Annotated in this window: 13 protein-coding genes; 5 read left to right on the forward strand and 8 right to left on the reverse strand. The window is 66.4% G+C overall.

Annotated features, from left to right (window positions below; genetic code table 11):
• Positions 1-67: 67 nt before the first annotated feature.
• Complete coding sequence (gene sepH, locus VLA65_RS16585; protein WP_442880318.1) at positions 68-1,453, forward strand: septation protein SepH; 1,386 nt, start codon at positions 68-70, stop codon at positions 1,451-1,453.
• Between the two features lie 23 nt (positions 1,454-1,476).
• Here the strand turns inward: sepH and VLA65_RS16590 are convergent, their stop codons facing one another.
• From VLA65_RS16590 to VLA65_RS16605, 4 genes are all read right to left on the reverse strand, one after another.
• The gene (locus tag VLA65_RS16590; RefSeq protein ID WP_284990721.1) at positions 1,477-2,193 is read right to left on the reverse strand and encodes a thymidine kinase; all 717 of its coding nucleotides are present in this window, start codon (positions 2,191-2,193) and stop codon (positions 1,477-1,479) included.
• Complete coding sequence (locus VLA65_RS16595; RefSeq protein WP_332603116.1) at positions 2,186-3,415, reverse strand: alkaline phosphatase family protein; 1,230 nt, start codon at positions 3,413-3,415, stop codon at positions 2,186-2,188. The genes VLA65_RS16590 and VLA65_RS16595 overlap by 8 nt, the downstream gene beginning before the upstream one ends.
• Positions 3,415-4,143: a DUF5998 family protein gene (locus VLA65_RS16600; protein ID WP_307055134.1), complete on the reverse strand. Its 729-nt coding sequence runs from the start codon at positions 4,141-4,143 to the stop codon at positions 3,415-3,417. Before VLA65_RS16600 ends, VLA65_RS16595 begins: the two co-directional genes overlap by 1 nt.
• A 67-nt stretch (positions 4,144-4,210) precedes the next feature.
• On the reverse strand, positions 4,211-6,904 hold the full coding sequence (locus VLA65_RS16605) for a bifunctional acetate--CoA ligase family protein/GNAT family N-acetyltransferase (RefSeq protein ID WP_332603117.1): 2,694 nt from the start codon (positions 6,902-6,904) through the stop codon (positions 4,211-4,213).
• Between the two features lie 54 nt (positions 6,905-6,958).
• Between VLA65_RS16605 and VLA65_RS16610 the strand changes: the two genes are divergently transcribed.
• Entirely contained in the window at positions 6,959-9,496 is a 2,538-nt protein-coding gene (locus VLA65_RS16610; RefSeq protein WP_332603118.1) for a DNA gyrase/topoisomerase IV subunit A, read from the forward strand.
• Positions 9,497-9,537: 41 nt separating this feature from the next.
• On the opposite strand, the gene VLA65_RS16615 is transcribed toward VLA65_RS16610, so the two are convergent.
• Positions 9,538-9,918 carry a VOC family protein gene (locus VLA65_RS16615; protein ID WP_059389111.1) on the reverse strand — a complete coding sequence of 127 codons (381 nt, stop codon included), beginning with the start codon at positions 9,916-9,918 and terminating at the stop codon, positions 9,538-9,540.
• 125 nt (positions 9,919-10,043) lie between these two features.
• Between VLA65_RS16615 and VLA65_RS16620 the strand changes: the two genes are divergently transcribed.
• A complete protein-coding gene (locus tag VLA65_RS16620) occupies positions 10,044-10,562 on the forward strand; it encodes a DinB family protein (protein ID WP_059389112.1) in 519 nt (172 codons plus the stop codon).
• An 8-nt stretch (positions 10,563-10,570) separates the two neighbouring features.
• Entirely contained in the window at positions 10,571-11,656 is a 1,086-nt protein-coding gene (locus VLA65_RS16625; protein WP_332603119.1) for an NAD(P)H-dependent flavin oxidoreductase, read from the forward strand.
• A gap of 7 nt (positions 11,657-11,663) precedes the next feature.
• On the opposite strand, the gene cydD is transcribed toward VLA65_RS16625, so the two are convergent.
• The 3 genes from cydD to VLA65_RS16640 are packed head-to-tail and all read right to left on the reverse strand — an operon-like array spanning position 11,664 to position 17,821.
• A complete protein-coding gene (cydD, locus tag VLA65_RS16630) occupies positions 11,664-15,086 on the reverse strand; it encodes a thiol reductant ABC exporter subunit CydD (protein ID WP_332603120.1) in 3,423 nt (1,140 codons plus the stop codon).
• A gap of 3 nt (positions 15,087-15,089) precedes the next feature.
• On the reverse strand, positions 15,090-16,187 hold the full coding sequence (cydB, locus tag VLA65_RS16635) for a cytochrome d ubiquinol oxidase subunit II (protein ID WP_332603121.1): 1,098 nt from the start codon (positions 16,185-16,187) through the stop codon (positions 15,090-15,092).
• Between the two features lie 20 nt (positions 16,188-16,207).
• Complete coding sequence (locus VLA65_RS16640; RefSeq protein ID WP_332603122.1) at positions 16,208-17,821, reverse strand: cytochrome ubiquinol oxidase subunit I; 1,614 nt, start codon at positions 17,819-17,821, stop codon at positions 16,208-16,210.
• Positions 17,822-18,097: 276 nt separating this feature from the next.
• Here VLA65_RS16640 and VLA65_RS16645 point away from each other — a divergent pair, with 276 nt between their 5' ends.
• Positions 18,098-18,484 carry a BlaI/MecI/CopY family transcriptional regulator gene (locus VLA65_RS16645; RefSeq protein ID WP_078105520.1) on the forward strand — a complete coding sequence of 129 codons (387 nt, stop codon included), beginning with the start codon at positions 18,098-18,100 and terminating at the stop codon, positions 18,482-18,484.
• Positions 18,485-18,488: the final 4 nt, after the last annotated feature.

The following is an 18,488-nucleotide window of genomic DNA, read 5'->3' on the forward strand; positions in this document are numbered from 1 at the left end:
GGCGCGCCCTTTCTCCTAGTAGGAAAAGGCCGTACCGGGTGGCAGAGTTTCGAATGTCAGATAGGCCATGGTGGAGGATTTTATGCGGGATCTACGGCTGGTTGGCGTCCACGACGACGGCGGACATCTCCTGTTGAGCGGTACCGGCGGCGAGATGTTCCAGCTTCCGATTGATGAGGCGTTGCGGGTTGCAGCGAGCCGGACACCTGCCCAGGTGGCCGCACGTTCCTCGATCACGCCCGTCGCCATGTCCCCCCGTGACATTCAGTCACGCATCCGCAGCGGCGCTACGGCCGCGGAAGTGGCGGAGCTGTCCGGGATGCCGCTCGCCAACGTGCAGCGGTATGAGGGCCCTGTGCTTGCAGAGCGCGAGTACATCGCCCAGCAGGCACGCAAAGTCGAAGTCGCTGCCCCTGCCCCCGGCCAGGACGCCTACCGCGCAGCGTTCGGCGATGAACCCGCAAGCCTGGGCGAAATGGTCGCACACCGGCTCACGGCCCACGGAATCGATTCCTCTAGCGTGGAATGGGATTCCTGGCGCCGGACCGATGGCACGTGGACCGTCGTCGCACGCTTCGAAACCAAGCCAGGCAGCCTGGAGAGCATCGGCGAAGAACCGCCTGCGATGTGGACGTTCCATCCCGCCCGCAAATCCATCCAGAACGCCAACCGCTGGGCCCAGCAGCTCAGCGAACTGGAACCCCTTGATGGGCCCGTACCGGCGCGGCGGCTCGCGGCCGTCTCCGACCGGCCCTTTGACTTTGAGGCCGATGCCGGGACCGCCGCACGCGCGGCTGCCGCCGCTGCCACGAAGGAAGCCGATGGGCTCCTTGACATGTTGCGCTCGCGTCGCGGACAGAGGCTGGGACTTGACGAAGACAGTGACGACGCGTTGGCGCTGCTTCTGAGCAGCGGCGTTCCGGCTGCGCATCCACGTCCTGGTGACGTCGACGACGAACGTGCGGACAGCGACGCAGCTGACAAAGAGCCGGTCGATACGGAAACGGACCAGCAGCCTGAATCCGGGCCGGCCCCCAGCCGCCGTGACGCGCGTGCATCCATGCTGTCGCGGCTGAGCCTGGCCCCGAAGCATGACGACAAGGAAGACGATTCCCTCCACCTTCACGACGGCGTCAGCACGGACACCCGTGAAATCACGGTGATCCCCGGTCCGCTGCGCCCCGTGACCATGTTGCGCGGCAGGAACGATCACGACGGTCAGACCGGCCAGGACGAGGCGCGAACCCCGGGAGCAGCATCGCCGCGGGCGGGCTTGGACGAATTGCTCGGCGGCGCTCCCCGGCGGGAACGCGAAGAGCCGAAGCCCACCCGTTCCGGGCAGAAGGATGAAGAAACTTCCGACGCGGGAGCGGCCGAGCGCCAGCCGTCACGGCCCAAGCGCTCCAGCATTCCGAGCTGGGATGAAATCGTCTTCGGGACGCGCGGAGACTAGGCAGCGTTCAATTCGTTGCGGCTTCAGCCTGCGCCGTGCCAAAGGCAAGCGTCGACGTCGAACGGCAGCAACTGATCCCGGCTCGCCATGAGATTGGCTCCATGAGCGGTGACCCGGCGCATGTAGTGCCTTCGGCATAGGGTCTCGTACCCGACAACCGGCTGCGACGCGTCGATTTGCTCCGGGGTGACCTCCGCTTGTCCGGCCTCCCTGGCAACGTCTCCCACCACGACTTGCTCGCCTTCAACCACCATGATGCCGTCCACGGTCCGCGCATTGTGTGTCGCCCGGCGGCCGCACCAGCAAAGCGCTTCCACTTGCAGGACTTGGACCCTGTCCGCGAGCTCGACGAAACGCTGGGATCCGGGGAACAGCCGGGTGCGGAAGTCGGACGTGATTCCGAAAGCGAACACGTCTACGCCCATCTCGTCAACCACGCGCGCCAGCTGTTCCACTTGCACGGGTGAGTAGAACTGGGCTTCGTCACAGATCAGGTAGTCCACCTTGAGGCCCGTGGTCCGGCGTCGGACAACTTCGTCCCAGAAATCGGTGGTGTCAATGACTTCCACGGCGTCCGTCTGGAGCCCGAGACGGCTGGAGATGACGGATCCGCCGGCGCGGTCGTTGCAACTGAAGCGGACCCCGCCCCGGCCGCGGGCACGGTGGTTGTAATCCATCTGCAAGGCAAGGGTGGACTTGCCGCAGTCCATGGTTCCGGAGAAGAAAATGAGTTCAGCCACGGCGGCCCTTGGGACCTCCGGCTTGGAAGCACAGCAAGGGAACTTCACGCTCCGCCTTGGTCAGCGAACCATGTTGCCCCACCACCTCCAAGGCAGTCGGACGGACGCGGCGGACGTCGTAGAGCGCCAAGGTGTCCCGGGCCGCGATCATGACATCCCCGATCCGGGGGGAAACCTCCGGCCGAAGGACCCCGAAGAGTCCTGCTTCAAGGGCCTGCCCGCGCGTGAAGGCCCAAATCCGGTCGCCGAAGCGGGCGCGCCAAGCATCCAGCAGGGCGTCCCGGTCAAGCTCCCGGGCGTCGGGTTCGAGGTACAGGTGGACCATGCGTGGCTCGCCCGCTGTGTGCCGCACCCCTGCGATAAGGGCAGGATCGGCGGAATAGTCGATGCGCTGAGACTCGGGAACGTCGAGCATTCCATGGTCGCCCGTGAGCAGGATGGTTGTCCCCGCCGGCAGTGAGGCAGAGAGCCTCTTGACCGTCGAATCGATTTCCTCGAGCTGGTGCTCCCAGCGATCGGACTGACAGCCGTAGCGGTGTCCGGCTTTGTCCAGCTCGTTGACGTAGAAGTACATGAGGGAGGGGGTTCCCGCAGCCATTTCCTCCCCCGCCATTGCCGTCCGGGCATGGAGCGAGGTGCCGCCCACGAACCGGCTTCCCCGGAGCGCCGCGCGGGTCATCGGCGACGCCCCGAACTGGGGCAGGCTCACGGTGACGACGTCGGCGTCAGCGGCCACCCGTTCGAAAATTGTCGGGAACGGCTGCCAACGCAAGGGGTCGACACCAGCGTCCCAATTGCCGAGCAAGTTGACTACCTTGTCCTGGACAGGATCCAGGACGTCATAGCCCACCATGCCGTGTTCACCGGGCGTGCGGCCGGTTCCAAGGCTGGCCAAGGACGATGCCGTGGTGGAAGGAAAAGCCGAATCAAGCCACACCGGGACGGCACCCTGTCCCGAATTCGCAATCGACCTCAGAAACGGGGTGTGCGCGGCCCTCTGTTTCAGGAGATTGCGCCCCAGGCCATCGGCGAGAACAACGCACACGCGTTGCGATGCGGGCAAGTGCAGTTTGTTGTCGAAGCCGGGCAGGCCCATGCTCGCCGCGGCGCTCGTGAAAACCTCGGCGATCGATTTGCTGCCATACAGCGGCGCGCCGGGAAGCTCGGGGATGGCGCCGGTAACGGGGACGGTGTCCTGGGCGACGGGTTCCGACGTCGCCATCAGCGCTGGTGCCCGCGGCTCAGCCTGTTGCCGAAGACGCCGGAGCGGAGTCGCGGACCGGAGATGGTACTTGCGTGAACCGAGGGCCCGGGAGCGCCCGTATTCACGGCCCGCAGCGCGCGGGCAAAGACCTTCGCGTCCTGAACGGCCCGGGGTCCGTCAGCCTCGGAGCTGATCCGCAGCACGATGTCCTCCTGGGAGATGGTGCCCGTGTATCCGTGGTCGGCTTCGCACTGGGGATCGCCGCAGCTGGCGGGTCCCACGTCCAGCCGCTGGCCTCCGGACCAGGCAATGGAGAGGGTCAGCTCCCTGACGGGGTCGCTGGGAGTGTAGTTCTGCGGCTGCGCATACATGTAGCTGAGGACGACCGAGCGGATCTGTGCCACGGGGACGGACTCGGTGGAAATCTGGGCGACGATCTGCTCCCCGGCTTCGTCGAGCTGCTGGTCGTCGACGTGGGTGATCACCAGCATGTCCTCGGTGAGGACGAGGACCGTGATGTGCCGCCGGACCTCGGCACGGTCGAAATGTGTTTCCAAATGCACCAGATGCGCAAGGCAGTCGCGCCCGTCCAAGGCGTCGGCCACAACATCGGCAACCAGGACAGGATAGAAGCCTGCCCGTTGAAGTGCCTGGTCCAGGCTCTGCCCCTGCGAGCTGTGGTTGTGTGTTGCATGGTGCCCGGTGGTAGCCGGACCGGACGGAGGCGTCGGGGACTTCGAGCTCATTCCCCCATTTTCACAGATCGGCTGGGGACTTCATAACCGTCCGGCCCTCCGGCGGTCAACTGCCGGCTCAGCTGAGCATCGCACGGCGGGCACTGTCTGTGCGCTGTGCGGCGTTCCCGATCCACACCTCGGCGGCAAGGATTTTCGCGCCCCGGGTCCCGGCCAGGACGGGATTGAACTCCACGAGCGCGATTTCGGGGTGTTCATCCTTGAGCCGGACCAGCCGTGCTCCGAGGTCTTCGAGGGCGGCCACGTCCACGGCCGGCAGCCCTTGGTAGCCGAACAGTTTCAGGGAAGCCCGGGGTGCCCTGATGAAGTCGTGGAGATCAGTCGTGGACAAGGGAGGTACCCGGTGCGCCCAATCGTCCAGGAGGTTCACGGCGTCTCCCGCCAAACCGAAAGAGACCACGGGCCCCAGGAGCGGATCCTCGATGGCCCGGAAGGTGCACGCCTGTCCCACTGGAACCATGGCCTGCACCTCTATGGCCGATGAACCGTAGGGCTCTAGTGCGCGACGCATCTGCGCGATGTTGCGCCGAAGCGAGTCCGCATCCTCGATGTCGAGACGCACGCCTCCCAGGTCCAGGCGGTGCCGGAGGGCGGGATCCGTGGTCTTGAGCACCACGGGCCAGCCGAGCCGTTCGGCGGCGTCTACCGCTTCGTCGTCGCTCTCGAACACAGCCGACGGCACCACGGGGATTCCGTAGCGGGACAGAAGCGCGGCCGATTCGCCGCCGTCGAGCCGTACCAATTGCTCCCCCGCGACAGCAGACAGGAGCCGCTCGATGTGTTCGCGGGTACCTTCGCGGTCGCAACCAGGAGGCTCGATGAACATGCCTTGGTCCCGGTCCAGCCACTTCGCGTAACGGACCACAGCCGCCAAGGCCGCCACTGCGCTGCCCGCGCTGGAGTAGCAAGGAAGGGAAGGTCCGGACTCCCCGTTTGGGGCGAGTAATCCGTCCAGTTGCACGGAAGTGTCGAGGATCCCGGTGAATGCCGCCACGACGGGCTTTCCGGCCTCCGCCGCGCATTCAGCGAGCACTCCCGCGATCGCTTCCATCGTGAGGCTGCGGGACGGCACCATGGCCGCCACTACCGCATGCACGGAATCGTCTGCAAGATTCTTCCGGAGGCTGCGCCGCAGCCCGTCCCGCGATGCGGACATCCCCGCGTCCAGATCCACGTCGGTGACGATCCTGTCGACGACGAGCCCCTGGGGCGCCGCGTTGTCCGCCACGACCTTGCCGAAGGCCGCGGAATTGCTGTAGACGGCGAGCGCCGGGCCCTTGGGCAGGGGCTGGCTGGACACGATCTGCGCCACGTCCATGAGCTGTTCGATGGTTTCGACGGCGATGACGCCGGCTTGGCGCATCATCGCGTCCAGGGCGGCCGCAGGCGCCAGTGTGGTCCTCACCACGTGCCCCGGCGGAAGCCGAAGCCCCGTCACATCCGATTTGGCGACGATGACCGGCTTGCTCCGCGACAATCGGCGGGCCAGGCGGGAGAACTTGCGCGGATTGCCGATCGACTCCAAATAGAGCCCGACGGCGACAGTATCGGGATCGTCTTCCCAGAACTGCATGACGTCGTTGCCGGAGACATCGGCGCGGTTGCCGGCAGACAAGAACGAGGAAAGGCCCAGGCCCCGGCGGCTCGCTGCCGCGTAGACGGAGACCCCGATGGCCGCAGATTGCGAAAACAGCCCCAGTCCCCCGCGCCGGGGCAGGTTCGGGGCCATGGAGGCGTTGAGGGAAACCTCCGGGTTCGTGTTCACGATCCCCAAGGACTCGGGGCCGATCACGCGCATCCCATAGGACCTCGCCTGGCGCACGAGCTCACGTTGCCTCCGCAGCCCCCGCTCGCCGTCGTCCGCGTACCCTGCTGTGGCGACCACGAGGCCTTTGACCCCGGCCGCCCCGCACTCGTCCACGACCTTCGGCACTTCCTCGTTAGGCACAGCGACGATGGCGAGCTGCACCGGCCCGGGGACTTCGCCGATCCGGGCGAACGACTTCATGCCGCCCACCTCGAAGGCTTCAGGGTTGACCGCATAGACCGCACCGGTGAATCCACCATCCAGGATGTGCTCAAGCAACTGGTGCCCGACGGTCCCCCACCGGCGGCTGGCGCCCACCACCGCGATCGACGACGGCGCAAGCAAGTCCCGCACGCTGCGGGCCTCGGCGCGGTGTTCCCGCGATTCCATGACGGCGAGGGATTTTGCGGTGGGGTCGATGTTGAATTCAACGCTGACCACGCCGTCGTCGAATTTGCGCGCAAGCTCATAGCCGGCATCGGCGAAGACCCGCAGCATTTTGCGGTTCTCCGGCAGGACCTCGGCCGTGAAGCGGCGGATGCCGTTCTCCCGCGCGGCCGCGGCCAAGTGTTCGAGCAGGATGGAGCCGATGCCCCGGCCCTGCTGGACATCGGAAATATTGAAGGCCACTTCGGCCTCCGTGGGGTCATCGAGCCGATCGTAGCGGCCCACGCCGACGATCTCTCCGCCGATGGTGATGACAAACGCCACCCGGTCCTTGTGGTCCACCTCCGTGAAGCGGTGCAGTTCCTTGCTGGAGAGCCTCGGCTTGAACGAGAAGAACCGCATATAGATGGACGTCTCGGACTGCGCCGTATGGAAGGCTTGGAGGGCGCCGGCATCTTCGGGTGAGATTGGTCTCAAGTGGGCCGTTCCGCCGTCGCGAAGCACGACATCGGCCTCCCAATATTCCGGATATACGCCGGCGCCGGGCTGATCCACCATAGGCTTAGCCTAGCCAAGTCTTCCGCAGTACACGTTTAAGGATCCACCGACTCCATGGCACGAAGCCAAAGTCCCTCCCGCTCAAACGCGGCCTCGGCCGCTGTCGACGGGGACTTCACCGAGAACATCATCGATATCGACGTCACTTCCGAAATGGAAGGCTCCTTCCTGGAGTACGCGTATTCGGTGATCTATTCCCGTGCGCTCCCCGATGCGCGCGACGGCCTCAAACCCGTTCAGCGGCGCATCTTGTACATGATGAGCGACATGGGCCTGCGCCCGGACCGCGGCCATGTGAAGAGTGCCCGCGTGGTGGGCGAAGTCATGGGAAAGCTGCACCCCCACGGTGATGCGGCCATCTATGACGCCATGGTCCGCATGGCACAGGACTTCTCGCTGCGCTTGCCCCTGATCGACGGGCACGGAAACTTCGGTTCGCTCGACGACGGCCCGGCAGCACCGCGCTACACGGAAGCCCGGCTCGCCGCGGCTGCGATGACGATGACCGAGAACCTCGACGAAGACGTGGTGGACTTCGTCCCCAACTACGACAACCAGCTCACCCAGCCGGACGTGCTCCCGGCCGCCTTCCCCAATCTGCTGGTCAACGGCACTACGGGCATCGCCGTCGGCATGGCCACCAACATGGCACCCCACAACCTCGTGGAAGTCATCGCGGCCGCCCGGCACCTCATCGCCAACCCGGATGCCACGCTGGAAGATGTCATGCGGTTCGTGCCCGGCCCGGATTTGCCCACCGGCGGCCGGATCGTGGGCCTGGACGGAATCCGCGACGCCTACGCCACGGGACGCGGTTCATTCAAGACCCGCGCCAAGGTGGAGGTCGAGCAGCTCACGGCGCGCCGCACCGGCCTCGTGGTGACCGAGCTCCCCTACATGGTGGGTCCGGAGAAGGTCATCGAAAAGATCAAGGATGCCGTCAACGCCAAGAAGCTGAGCGGCATCAGCGACGTCATGGACCTCACTGACCGCAAGCACGGACTGCGGCTCGTGATCGAGATCAAGAACGGCTTCAACCCCAACGCCGTGCTGCAGCAGCTCTACCGGTTCACGCCGATGGAAGACTCCTTCGGCATCAACAACGTGACCTTGGTGGATGGCCAGCCGCAGACCTTGGGCTTGCTCCAGCTCCTCCAGGTGTACGTCGGCCACCGCCTGTCCGTGGTCCGCCGTCGCACAGCCTTCCGCTTGGGCAAGAAAAAGGACCGCCTCCACCTGGTGGAGGGCCTGTTGATCGCGATCGTCGACATCGACGAAGTCATCCAGATCATCCGCTCCTCGGACGAGGCATCGGCTGCCCGCGAACGGCTGATGTCCATCTACGACCTGTCAGAGATCCAGGCCAACTACATCCTGGAACTCCGCCTGCGCCAACTAACCAAGTACTCGCGCATCGAACTCGAGAAGGAGCAGGAAGAACTGCGGCACGAGATCGCCGAGCTCGAGGCGATCCTGGCATCCGACGTGCTCCTGCGCGAGCTGGTGTCCGGAGAGTTGGCCGAAGTGGCCGAGAAGTACGGTACCCCGAGACGCACGGTCCTCCTCGAATCCGAGGCTGTCTCCCCCACCGTCGCCGCCGCCCTCGCAGCAGCCATCCCGGCCGGCAAGGGCAAGGCCGCCGCGCTCCCGCTCGAAATCCCCGATGACCCTTGCTGGGCACTCCTGAGCGCCTCCGGCCAGATCGCACGGACCTCCAATCAGGAGCCGTTGGCCGAATCCGGCCCGCGGAGCAAGCATGATGTCTACCGCTCCGTGGTCAAGACAACCGCACGCGGCGAGATCGGCGCGGTCACCTCGCAGGGCCGCATGCTGCGGGTACAGATCATGGACATGCCGGCACTGCCGGCAATGTCCGGCCTGCCCAACCTTGCCGGGGGCGTCGCGGCAAAAGACTTCATCACCCTGCTCAAGGGCGAATCGCTCGTGGCGTTCGTGCCGCTGGATGCCGTGCTGGCCATCGGAACGGCGCAAGGCGTGGTCAAGCGCGTCCAGCCTGACTACCCGCTAAACCGCGAAGACTGGGAAATCATTGCCCTCAAGGACAAGGACACTGTGGTGGGCGTGGAGCCCGCCCAGGACGACGACGTCGACCTCGTCTTCGTGACCCGGCTTGCGCAGCTCCTGCGTTTCAGCGCCTCCGCCGTTCGGCCGCAGGGCCGTACCGCCGGCGGCATGGCAGGAATCAAGCTGGGGGTCGGCGACGACGTCATCCACTTCGGCACGGTGCGCGCCAATGATCCAGCCGCCGTCGTGGTGACGATTGCGGGCAGCAACGGCGCGCTGCCGGGAACCGCTCCGGGCACGGCGAAGATCACCCCGTTCGAGGAGTACCCGGCCAAGGGCCGGGCGACCGGAGGCGTGCGGGCGCACCGTTTCCTCAAGGGTGAAGACACACTCCTGCTCGGGTGGGCGGGCCATGGTCCGGCGAAGGCGTCATCCAGCGCCGGCGTTGCACGTGCCCTCCCACAAGAACACGGCCGCCGCGACGGCTCCGGCGTTCCCCTCTCCCAGCCCGTGGATGCCATCGGTGCGAGCATGGCCTGGGAAGAAGGAAACGCCGGCGAGAAATGACGGGACGTAGCCGTTGAAGGCTACGTCCCGGCCGCGCTGGGCTACATCGTGGCGATACTGAGGATGTTTCCTTCCGAATCGAGGAACCAGGCTCCCCGTTCTCCGCTCGGCATGGTGGCTACGCCGTTTTCGGTCTTCAGGCCCGGGAAGTCGTACTCTTCGAAGACCACTCCGCGTTCCCTGAGATCGGCCATGTCCTGGTCCAGGTCCGTGCTCTGGAATCCCAACTGGGTGTTCTTCGCGGTCCCGGCATTGGGCGTCTCGTAGAGCAGGAAGGCTGTGCCGTTGGCGCACTTGTACATCAGGTTGTCTGTGGCTTCCGGGTTATCCGGTTCGAGGCCTAGCTTGTCGCGGTAGAAGTCGCGTGCGCGGGCGATATCGCTGGCAGGGAGCACGCCGGCGACGTTTAGATCCTTTAGCATGGCAGTTTCACTTTCCAGGCTTCCCCAGCACCTAACTTTACTCCTGATCGGGCTGATCAGGGCTGGAACAGGGGGCTCCACGTGCGGTGTGACCGGATCAGGAATCCGGGCCCTAGACTACTGCCATGCCGATCATTCCCGATGACAAGGACTGGACCTGGGTCCTGTCCACGCCCTGTCCCGAGTGCGGCTTCGACGCCGCCACTGTGACGCCGTCCACCGTCCCGGGGACAGTCCTGAACATGCTGCCGCGTTGGCGGGCCGTTTTGCGCCGGGAGGACGCCTCCACCCGCCCGGACGAACACACGTGGTCACCGCTGGAGTATGCCTGCCACGTGCGGGATGTCTTCAGCCTCTTCGACCAGCGCCTGAACTTGATGCTGCGGGAGGACGACGCCCGCTTCGCCAATTGGGACCAGGACAAGGCCGCGATCGACGGCGACTACGCGAATGCGGATCCGGCCGAAGTCGCTGGGCAGCTGGCCGCCGAGGGCACCCAGATTGCCAACTCCTTCGCTGCCGTGCACGAGGACGAATGGCCCCGCACGGGGGTGCGCAGCAACGGCTCGACATTCACCGTGTTGACGTTCGCCCAGTACTTCCTGCACGACGTCGTCCATCACCTGCACGACGTGGACGGCTAGGCGCCGCGATGTCGTGGAAAGACACGAGGGCAACCCGCCTGTTCACCATTGATCTGCCCATTGTCCTCGGACCATTCGGCGGCCTGTCATCGGTGGAGCTGGCGGCGACAGTCAGCGAAGCCGGCGGGCTGGGTTCGTACGGCCTCTACGGCTACGATGCGGAACGGATTGCGGCCACGGCCCGCGACCTCAGGGAGGCCACCGGGAAACCGTTCGCACTGAATCTTTGGCTCCCCATCGAGGGCGAGGAGCCGCCAACCGCGGACCCCGGTCAGTTCGCCGCCTACGTGGACATCCTCCGGCCGTACTTCGAGCTGGTGGGCGTGGAACCACCCGCGCAACCGGACGCCTACCTGCCCGATCTGCAGGAACAGATCCAAGCGGCCATCGAGGCCCGGCCGGCTGTGCTGAGCTTCGTATTCGGTGTTCCATCGGGGGCCGTCATTGAACAGGCCCGGCGGAACGGCATTGTGGTGGTCGGTACCGCGACCACTGTTGACGAAGCGGTGGCCTTGGATGCCGGCGGCGTGGACGCCATCGTCGCCACGGGGATGGAGGCCGGCGGACACCGGGTTTCCTTCCTGCGCGCCCCGGAGGACTCGCTCGTGGGGACCATGGCACTGGTGCCCCAGGTGGTGGATGCCGTCTCGGTTCCGGTCATCGCGGCCGGCGGTATCTCGGATGGCCGTGGAGTCGCTGCCGCGTTGGCGCTGGGCGCGGACGCCGTCCAGATCGGTTCGGCCTTCCTGGCCACGCGGCAGTCAGCCATCAGTCCCGCACACCTGGCCGCGATGCGCGGACCCGGCGCCGGCCACACGGTCCTGACCCGTGCCCTCAGCGGCCGTTTGGCTCGCGGCATCCCCAACAGGATCATCGCGGAGCTCGCCGATCCTTCCGTGCATGCCCCGTTCCCGATCCAGAACTGGCTGACCGGCAAGTTCCGGCCCGCCGCGGCGGCACAGGGAATCCCGGGCCTGATGTCGCTGTGGGCAGGCCAATCGACGCCGCTCATCAGGGAGGACGACGCCCGGAAACTCGTGGACAATATCGTCGAGTCTGTGGACGCTACCCTCGGGCGGCTCGGACAAACGTAACTTCGGGCTAGTTCCCGCGCACCAGCTCCGGGAGCGCCGACGGCGAGCCGAGATCAAGCCGGGAATCTCCCCCGTCGATGTCGGCCGGGTTGTGGGTCACCAGGACCACTGTGACGTCCTTCAGCCCGGCACGCAGCTCCGCCATCATGAGCCGCCCGGCCTCGGCGTCGAGACGGGCGGTCGGCTCGTCCAGGAGCAGCACAGCTGCTCCAGTGAGGAGCGTGCGGGCCATGGCCAGCCGTTGGCGTTCGCCGCCGCTCAAGAACGAACCCGAGGGGCCAATGCGGCTATCGAGACCACCAGGAAGCCCGGAAACCACTCCGGAAAGCCCGACGGCGCCCAAGGCCTTGTCCATATCCACTTCGGAAGGCTTGCGGCCGGCCGGGCGGGCGAGCAGCAAATTGCCTCGAATCGTGGAGTCGAAGAGATGGGCCTCCTGGGGACACCACGCGGCCTTCCCGCCGATGTAGGCCCTCCCGGATGATGCGGGCAGGAAGCCAAGCAGCACGGAGAGCAGCGTGGATTTCCCCGAGCCTGAAGGTCCGGTGACCGCGAGCCAGCGTCCGGGCACCGCTTCGGCGCTGAGCCCTCCGAATACAGGCGCGCTGCCGGGCCAGGACGCTTCAAGGCCATCCAGCAGCAGCCCCGAAGAGCCGTCGGGTCGTTCCGGCAGCGTCAGCACACCGCCGTCGACCTCCGGAGTATCGAAGGCACCTGACTGGGCAATCCGCCGCAGTACCGCGGCCAATGCCGGACCCTGCCGCACGGCGGACACTGCCGCCGCGTAGGGTTCCGCGAGGGCCAGCTGGACAAGGACGACGACGGCGAGCACCGCCGGCGCGACCGTTCCGGCCTGCACTGAAGGTGCTGCCAAAATCCCAGCCCCCAGGGCTCCCAGGGTGCAGGCAAGCACGGTCAACCCCTGGCCGATTCCATCAGCCCACGCGGAACGCTGTGCTGCCACCGTGGCTGCGTTGTCCTTCCGGGTCAAGGACGACAGGACTGCTCCGGCGACGCCGTTGGCGCTGAGCTCCGCGCGGGCGTCGAGGGCCGCGGCAACATCGCGCAGCACGAGCGAGCGCAGTTCCTGCTCGGCGCGTGCCGCGTTGCGGTCCGCTGTCAGGGCAAGAACCGGAGCCAGGACCAGCCCGACCACGGCGGTCGCTGCAACCGCCGGCACGGTGGCGGGAACCAGCAGCGCCGAGGCGACCACCGCCGACACCGCGACGGCGAGCGCTGACAGCGGGGGAAGCACGACGCGCGGCAGAACGTCGCGCAGCGTATCGACGTCGTCCACCACAGCTCCAAGGACATTGCCGCCCTGCAGGAGCCGCCGCAAGGACAGCGCCCGGGCGCTGAGAGTTGCCCAGAGCGCGCCCCGGAGCCTCGTCATGGCGGCGAAGACCGTGTCGTGGACGACCAGCCGTTCGGCGTACCTCAGCACCGCCCGGCCTATCCCGAAGAACCGGACGCCCACGATCGCTCCAAGCAAGTACAGGATGGGCGGTTGCTCGCTGGCCCGGATGATGAGCCAGCCGGACAGCCCGGACAGTGCCACGGCAAACAAGGCGGCGAGCGCCGCGAGCAGCACGGCACCGGCGAACTTGTAGCGGACGGGCGCCAGGATCCGCGCGAGGGCCTTGAGCGTGGAGATGGCGGTGCGGGGTTCAATTTCCCCGTCCGGTGTGGTTCCCGGAGTCGCGTCGCCCCGGAGCGGAGGAGGCACGGACACGGCGGATTCCAGGCACACGGGACCGGAGTGTTCCTGCGCGGCCACGCGGTCGCTCGTCCCGCCGTCGACGCTCACTACGTTGTCCGCCAGCTTCCGGGTCGCGGCGTCGTGGGCCACGAGGATGACGGTCGCGGCCCCCCGCAGCCCCGCGATCGCCGAACGGATGGCGTCCGCGGACGCGGCGTCGAGGTGGGCGGTGGGTTCGTCGAGCAGCAGGACCGTGGCACCGGCGTCGAGGCGCGCCAAGCCGCGGGCCACGGCCACCCGCCGCACTTCGCCAGGGCTCAACTCGGCAGGATGTTTGAACGCGAGGTGCTCCGCGGCGGCCTGCTCCAGGCAACGCATGGCCCTTGCGATATCAGCGTCCGGCGTGGATCCAGGGCCGGACGGCGCGAAGTCCTGGTTGCCGCCGTTCAGGTAAAGGATGATCTCGTCGAGCACCGTGCCGGCGACCATGACGGGATGCTGCGGAACCCAAGCGACCGCTCCGGCTTCCAGTCCGGTGACGGACCCTTCGATGGTTGCCAGCGGACCGTCGCCGATCGTGCCGGCGAGGACACCTACGATGGTGCTCTTGCCGGAACCGCTGCGGCCGTCAAGGGCGGTGATCTGCCCGGCCGGAGCCTTGAAGCCGATGGGCCCGACGGCGGCAGCCGTCCTTCCCGCGTACGTCACCGTCAGTCCGGTGACCACGACGCCGGCTGGCGCCCCGCTGCTGGCGTGCGCGCCGTCGTCGTGCCCGTCATTCAGCGGGCGTCCCGCCGGCGACTCCAGCACGGCGGTGGCTGCAGCCAAAGCCTCACGCCCGTCGTCGCTGGCGTGGTGGGCCGTGCCCAGCTCGCGCAGGGGAAGATAGCAATCGGGGGCCAGGATGAGGGCCAGCAAGCCTGCTTCCAGACCCATGTCGCCGGCCACGAGTCGAACCCCGATGAAGACGGCCACGACGGCGACGGAGATGGTGGCTATGAGTTCCAGGGCGAGGGCCGACAGGAAGGCAGTCCGCAGGGTTCCCATGGTGCGCGAGCGGTATTCCTCGGAGAGGTCCTCAAGGGCTGCGCGTTGTTCTCCCGCGCGACCCAGTCCAACCAGCACCGGAAGTCCCTTGGCCAACTCCAGAATGTGCCCCGAGAGCCTCCGCAGCGTGGATTGGGCTTCGCGCACCCGGTCCTCGGTATGGCGGCCGATCAGGACCATGAAGAGCGGGACCAGCGGCAGGGTCAGCACCACCACCACGGCGCTGACCCAGTCCGCGAAGAGGATCCGTACGCCGAGGAGCAAGGGCAAAGCGGCACAATTGACCAACGCGGGAAGGAACTGGGTGTAGTAGTTGTCCAGTGCATCAAGGCTCCGGGTCGCAAGCACGGCAAGGCCGCCGTCGTTCACGTCGCCGACCCGTCCCGCTGCCCCGGGGCCGAGTGCCCGCCCGAGCAGCCGGGACCGCAGCTCTTCCTTGACCCCGAGGGCCGCGGGGCGCGCCGCGACTCCCTGGCCCCAGACTGTCAGCGAGCGCAGGACAGCGCCCGCGGCGCCCCAAAGGAGTCCTTCGCGCCACCCCAAGCCGCCTGCCGCAAGTCCGGACAGCATCCCCGCGATGGCCTGCGCAATCAGTACCAGGGACAAGGCCTTGAGTGAGGACAGCAGGCCAAGGAAATACAAAGCCGATCGGGTGGCGGGTCCGGCAGGCAGCTGGGGCTTCATCCGCTACTCGCCGGCGTCGTGGGGTGAGTGTTTGGCGGCTGGTCCGCCCGGCGCCACATGGCCCACCAGCACCTTTGCCGCGATGGCGGGGAGGAAACCATGCGCGGGGGGAATATGTGCAGCGCTCACGCGGCGGCGGAACACCCAATAGGTCCAGGCCTGGTAGGCGATGACGAGGGGCAAGCCGACGGCAGCCACGATGCTCATCAGCCCCAGGGTGTAGGCGGAGGACGAGGCGTTGGAAATGGTGAGGTTGAAGGCAGGGTTCAAGGTGGACGGGATGACCACGGGGAACGCCGCGCCGAAGATGGACGCAGTGGCGCACACCAGGAACGCACCCAGGGCTCCGAAAGCCTTGCCCTCAGCGCCGCGGCGGGCAAGGACCCAGGCGCCTGCCGCTGCGAGGACTCCGAGGGCCACCAGGATCCACGTCAACGGCTTGCCGCTGAGCAGCTGCACGGCGACCATCCATGCCAGCAGCGGCAGCAATGCGAGCGGGGCGAGCCGCACAAACCAGCGGCGCGCCCGGTGGCGCACTGCGCCGTCGGTCTTCAGTGCCAGGAACGCGAGCGCATGCACCAGGGCGAACGCGACCACGGCGAATCCACCCAGCACCGCGTATCCGCTGAACCAGGCAAAGGGGCCGCCCTGGCGGTCGCCGTTCGAGTCGATCGGCAGCCCGGTGGTGGTCAGCGCGAGGGCAGCGCCGATGCCGAACGCGGCCGTGAACGAGCCCAAGGCGATCGCCCAGTCCCAGACGGTCCGCCAACGCGCGGTGTCCACTTTGCCCCGGTACTCGAAGGCCACAGCCCGGAAGATCAGGGCCACCAGGACAATGAGCAGCGGCAAGTAGAGCGCCGAAAACAACGAGGCGTACCACAGCGGGAAAGCCGCGAAGGTGGCACCGGCCGCGGTCAGCAGCCACACTTCGTTCCCGTCCCACACCGGGCCGATCGTGTTCAGCAGCACCCGGCGGTCGGTGTTGTTCCGGGCGAAGAGCTTCATGAGCATTCCGACGCCGAGGTCGAAGCCCTCCAGGAAGAGGTAACCCGTCCACAGCACGGCGATGGCCACGAACCAGACGGTAGGCAACAGTTCCATTCGAAAGATCCCTTTGCTTCCTAGTAGGCGAATGCCAGGACGTCGTCGCTGTCACCGGGCTGGCCCGGGGCACCCGGCGTCCCGCCGTCGTCGTCCTTCTTTTCCTTCTTTTCGCCCTGGCGGGCTTCGGCAAGCTCCGGCATGGCGGACACCACTCCGCCCCGGGCGTATTTGACCAGCAGCCGGACCTCGACCACCAGCAGGACCGCGTAGATGGAGGCCAACACGACCAGCGAGGTGATGAGCTCGGCGGCGGAGACGCCGGGTGAGACGGCCGCGGCCGTGAACATGAACACTTGGTCGACGCCGCTGGCGTCCGGATTGGGCGCGACGACGAACGGCTGCCGGCCCATTTCGGTGAAGATCCAACCGGCGGCGTTTGCACCGAAGGGAGCGAGGATGCCGAAGACCGCCAGGCGCATGATCCAGCGGGATTGCGGGACCATGCCCTTGCGGGTCACCCACAGGGCGAGCAACGCGGCAAAGGCAGCGATCCCGCCGAAGCCGATCATCATGCGGAAGCCCCAGTAGGTCACTTCCATGACGGGTACGTACTGGATGTCTTGGCCTGCCCGATCGCCGTACAGGGGATTGTCCGGCAGGTGGGTGCCGTACTTGGCCTTGTATTCGTCAAGGAGGCTGTTGACGCCCTTCACTTCGGTGTTGAAATCACCCTTGGCCAGGAAGGAAAGGATGCCGGGGACCTCGATCACGGCCACAATGTCGTTGCAGCTCTTGGACCCGAGGTTGCCGACGCTCAGCACGGAGAATCCGGTGCCGTCGTGGCAGGCGGCCTCGGCCGCGGCCATCTTCATGGGCTGTTGTTCGAACATCAGCTTGCCTTGCAAGTCGCCCGTGAATGCGGTGCCGGCGAACGAGATCATGGCGACGACGGCGCCGATCCGCAGGGAGGTGATCCACACCTTGTAGTCGGCCTTGTCCCGTCCGGGAATGACGGCTTCGCCTGCTACGGCCCGGCCATCGGCTCCTACGGTGTCAATGCCATCGTGGCGGCGGCGCCAGAGGTGGTACCAGGCAATGCCCAGGAGGAACGCACCGGCGACGGCCAGCGCGCCGAAGAGCGTGTGGGGTACGGCCACCATGGCGGTGTTGTTGGTGAAGACCGCCCAGGCGTCGGTCATGACGGGACGCCCGTTGACCATCGTGACGCCGACGGGGTGCTGCATCCAGGAGTTGGCCACGATGATGAAATAGGCCGAGAAGACCGAGCCGATCACGGCGATCCAGAGGCACGCGAGGTGGATGCCGCGCTTGAGTTGCTTCCAGCCGAAGATCCAGAGTCCCAGGAAGGTCGATTCCACGAAGAACGCCAGAAGCGCTTCCAAGGCCAGGGGCGCACCGAACACGTCGCCGACGAACCGGCTGTATTCGCTCCACGCCATGCCGAATTGGAATTCCTGCACGATGCCCGTGGCCACGCCCATGATGAAGTTGATGAGGAAGAGCTTGCCCCAGAACTTGGTCATCCGCAGGTATTCCACCTTGCCGGTGCGATACCAGAGGGTCTGGATGACGGCCACCACGAGGCCCAGCCCGATGGTCAACGGCACCATCATGAAGTGGTAGACCGTGGTGATTCCAAATTGCCAGCGTGCGATTTCCAAGGCGTCCATGGCTGTCCTTATTGTTCCGCCGCCCGCTGGCGGCGTCCATTTTCTACGTTGCGTAGAACCGACTTCTTCTACACAGTGTAGAACAAACCCCTGCGATGTGCTCACCACTCTTCCAGCGGTGTCACAGTGCCGCAAGGACACGCCGCGCCGCATGTTCTACCTCACGTAGAATCGCCGCCCGAAAAGCGGTAGATTGAGGGAGGAATGTTGGATCGTCGCACTTCCATACAGCCCGCGAAAACGGGCAAGGCAAGTGCGGAAAGTAGGGATGCGTTGATGGCAAGTCTTGGCGAACTGGAACGGGCGGTCATGGATCTCCTTTGGGCGGGCCAGGAGGCTGCGACAGCCAACAAACTCCGTGATCTGCTGGCGCAGGATTCCGCCGCCACGGATGGTATTGCAGGACACCAGGGCAAGGACCTCGCAGTCACCACGGTGCTGACGGTCTTGTCCCGCCTCGAGAAGAAAGGCCTCGTGGAGCGCGAACGCGGCACCCGCCCGCACCGCTACCAGGCTGTTTCGAGCCGCGCGGACCACACGGCGGACCTCATGCACGAGGCCCTCGGCTCCGCCCCGGACCGCGAAGCCGTGCTGGCCCGGTTCATCGGTTCCGTAAGCGAAAGTGAAGCCGCCACGCTGCGCAAGCTGCTCGGCAAAAACTAAACCC

This window comes from Arthrobacter sp. S2(2024) (assembly GCF_036662515.1).
GTDB lineage: Bacteria > Actinomycetota > Actinomycetes > Actinomycetales > Micrococcaceae > Arthrobacter.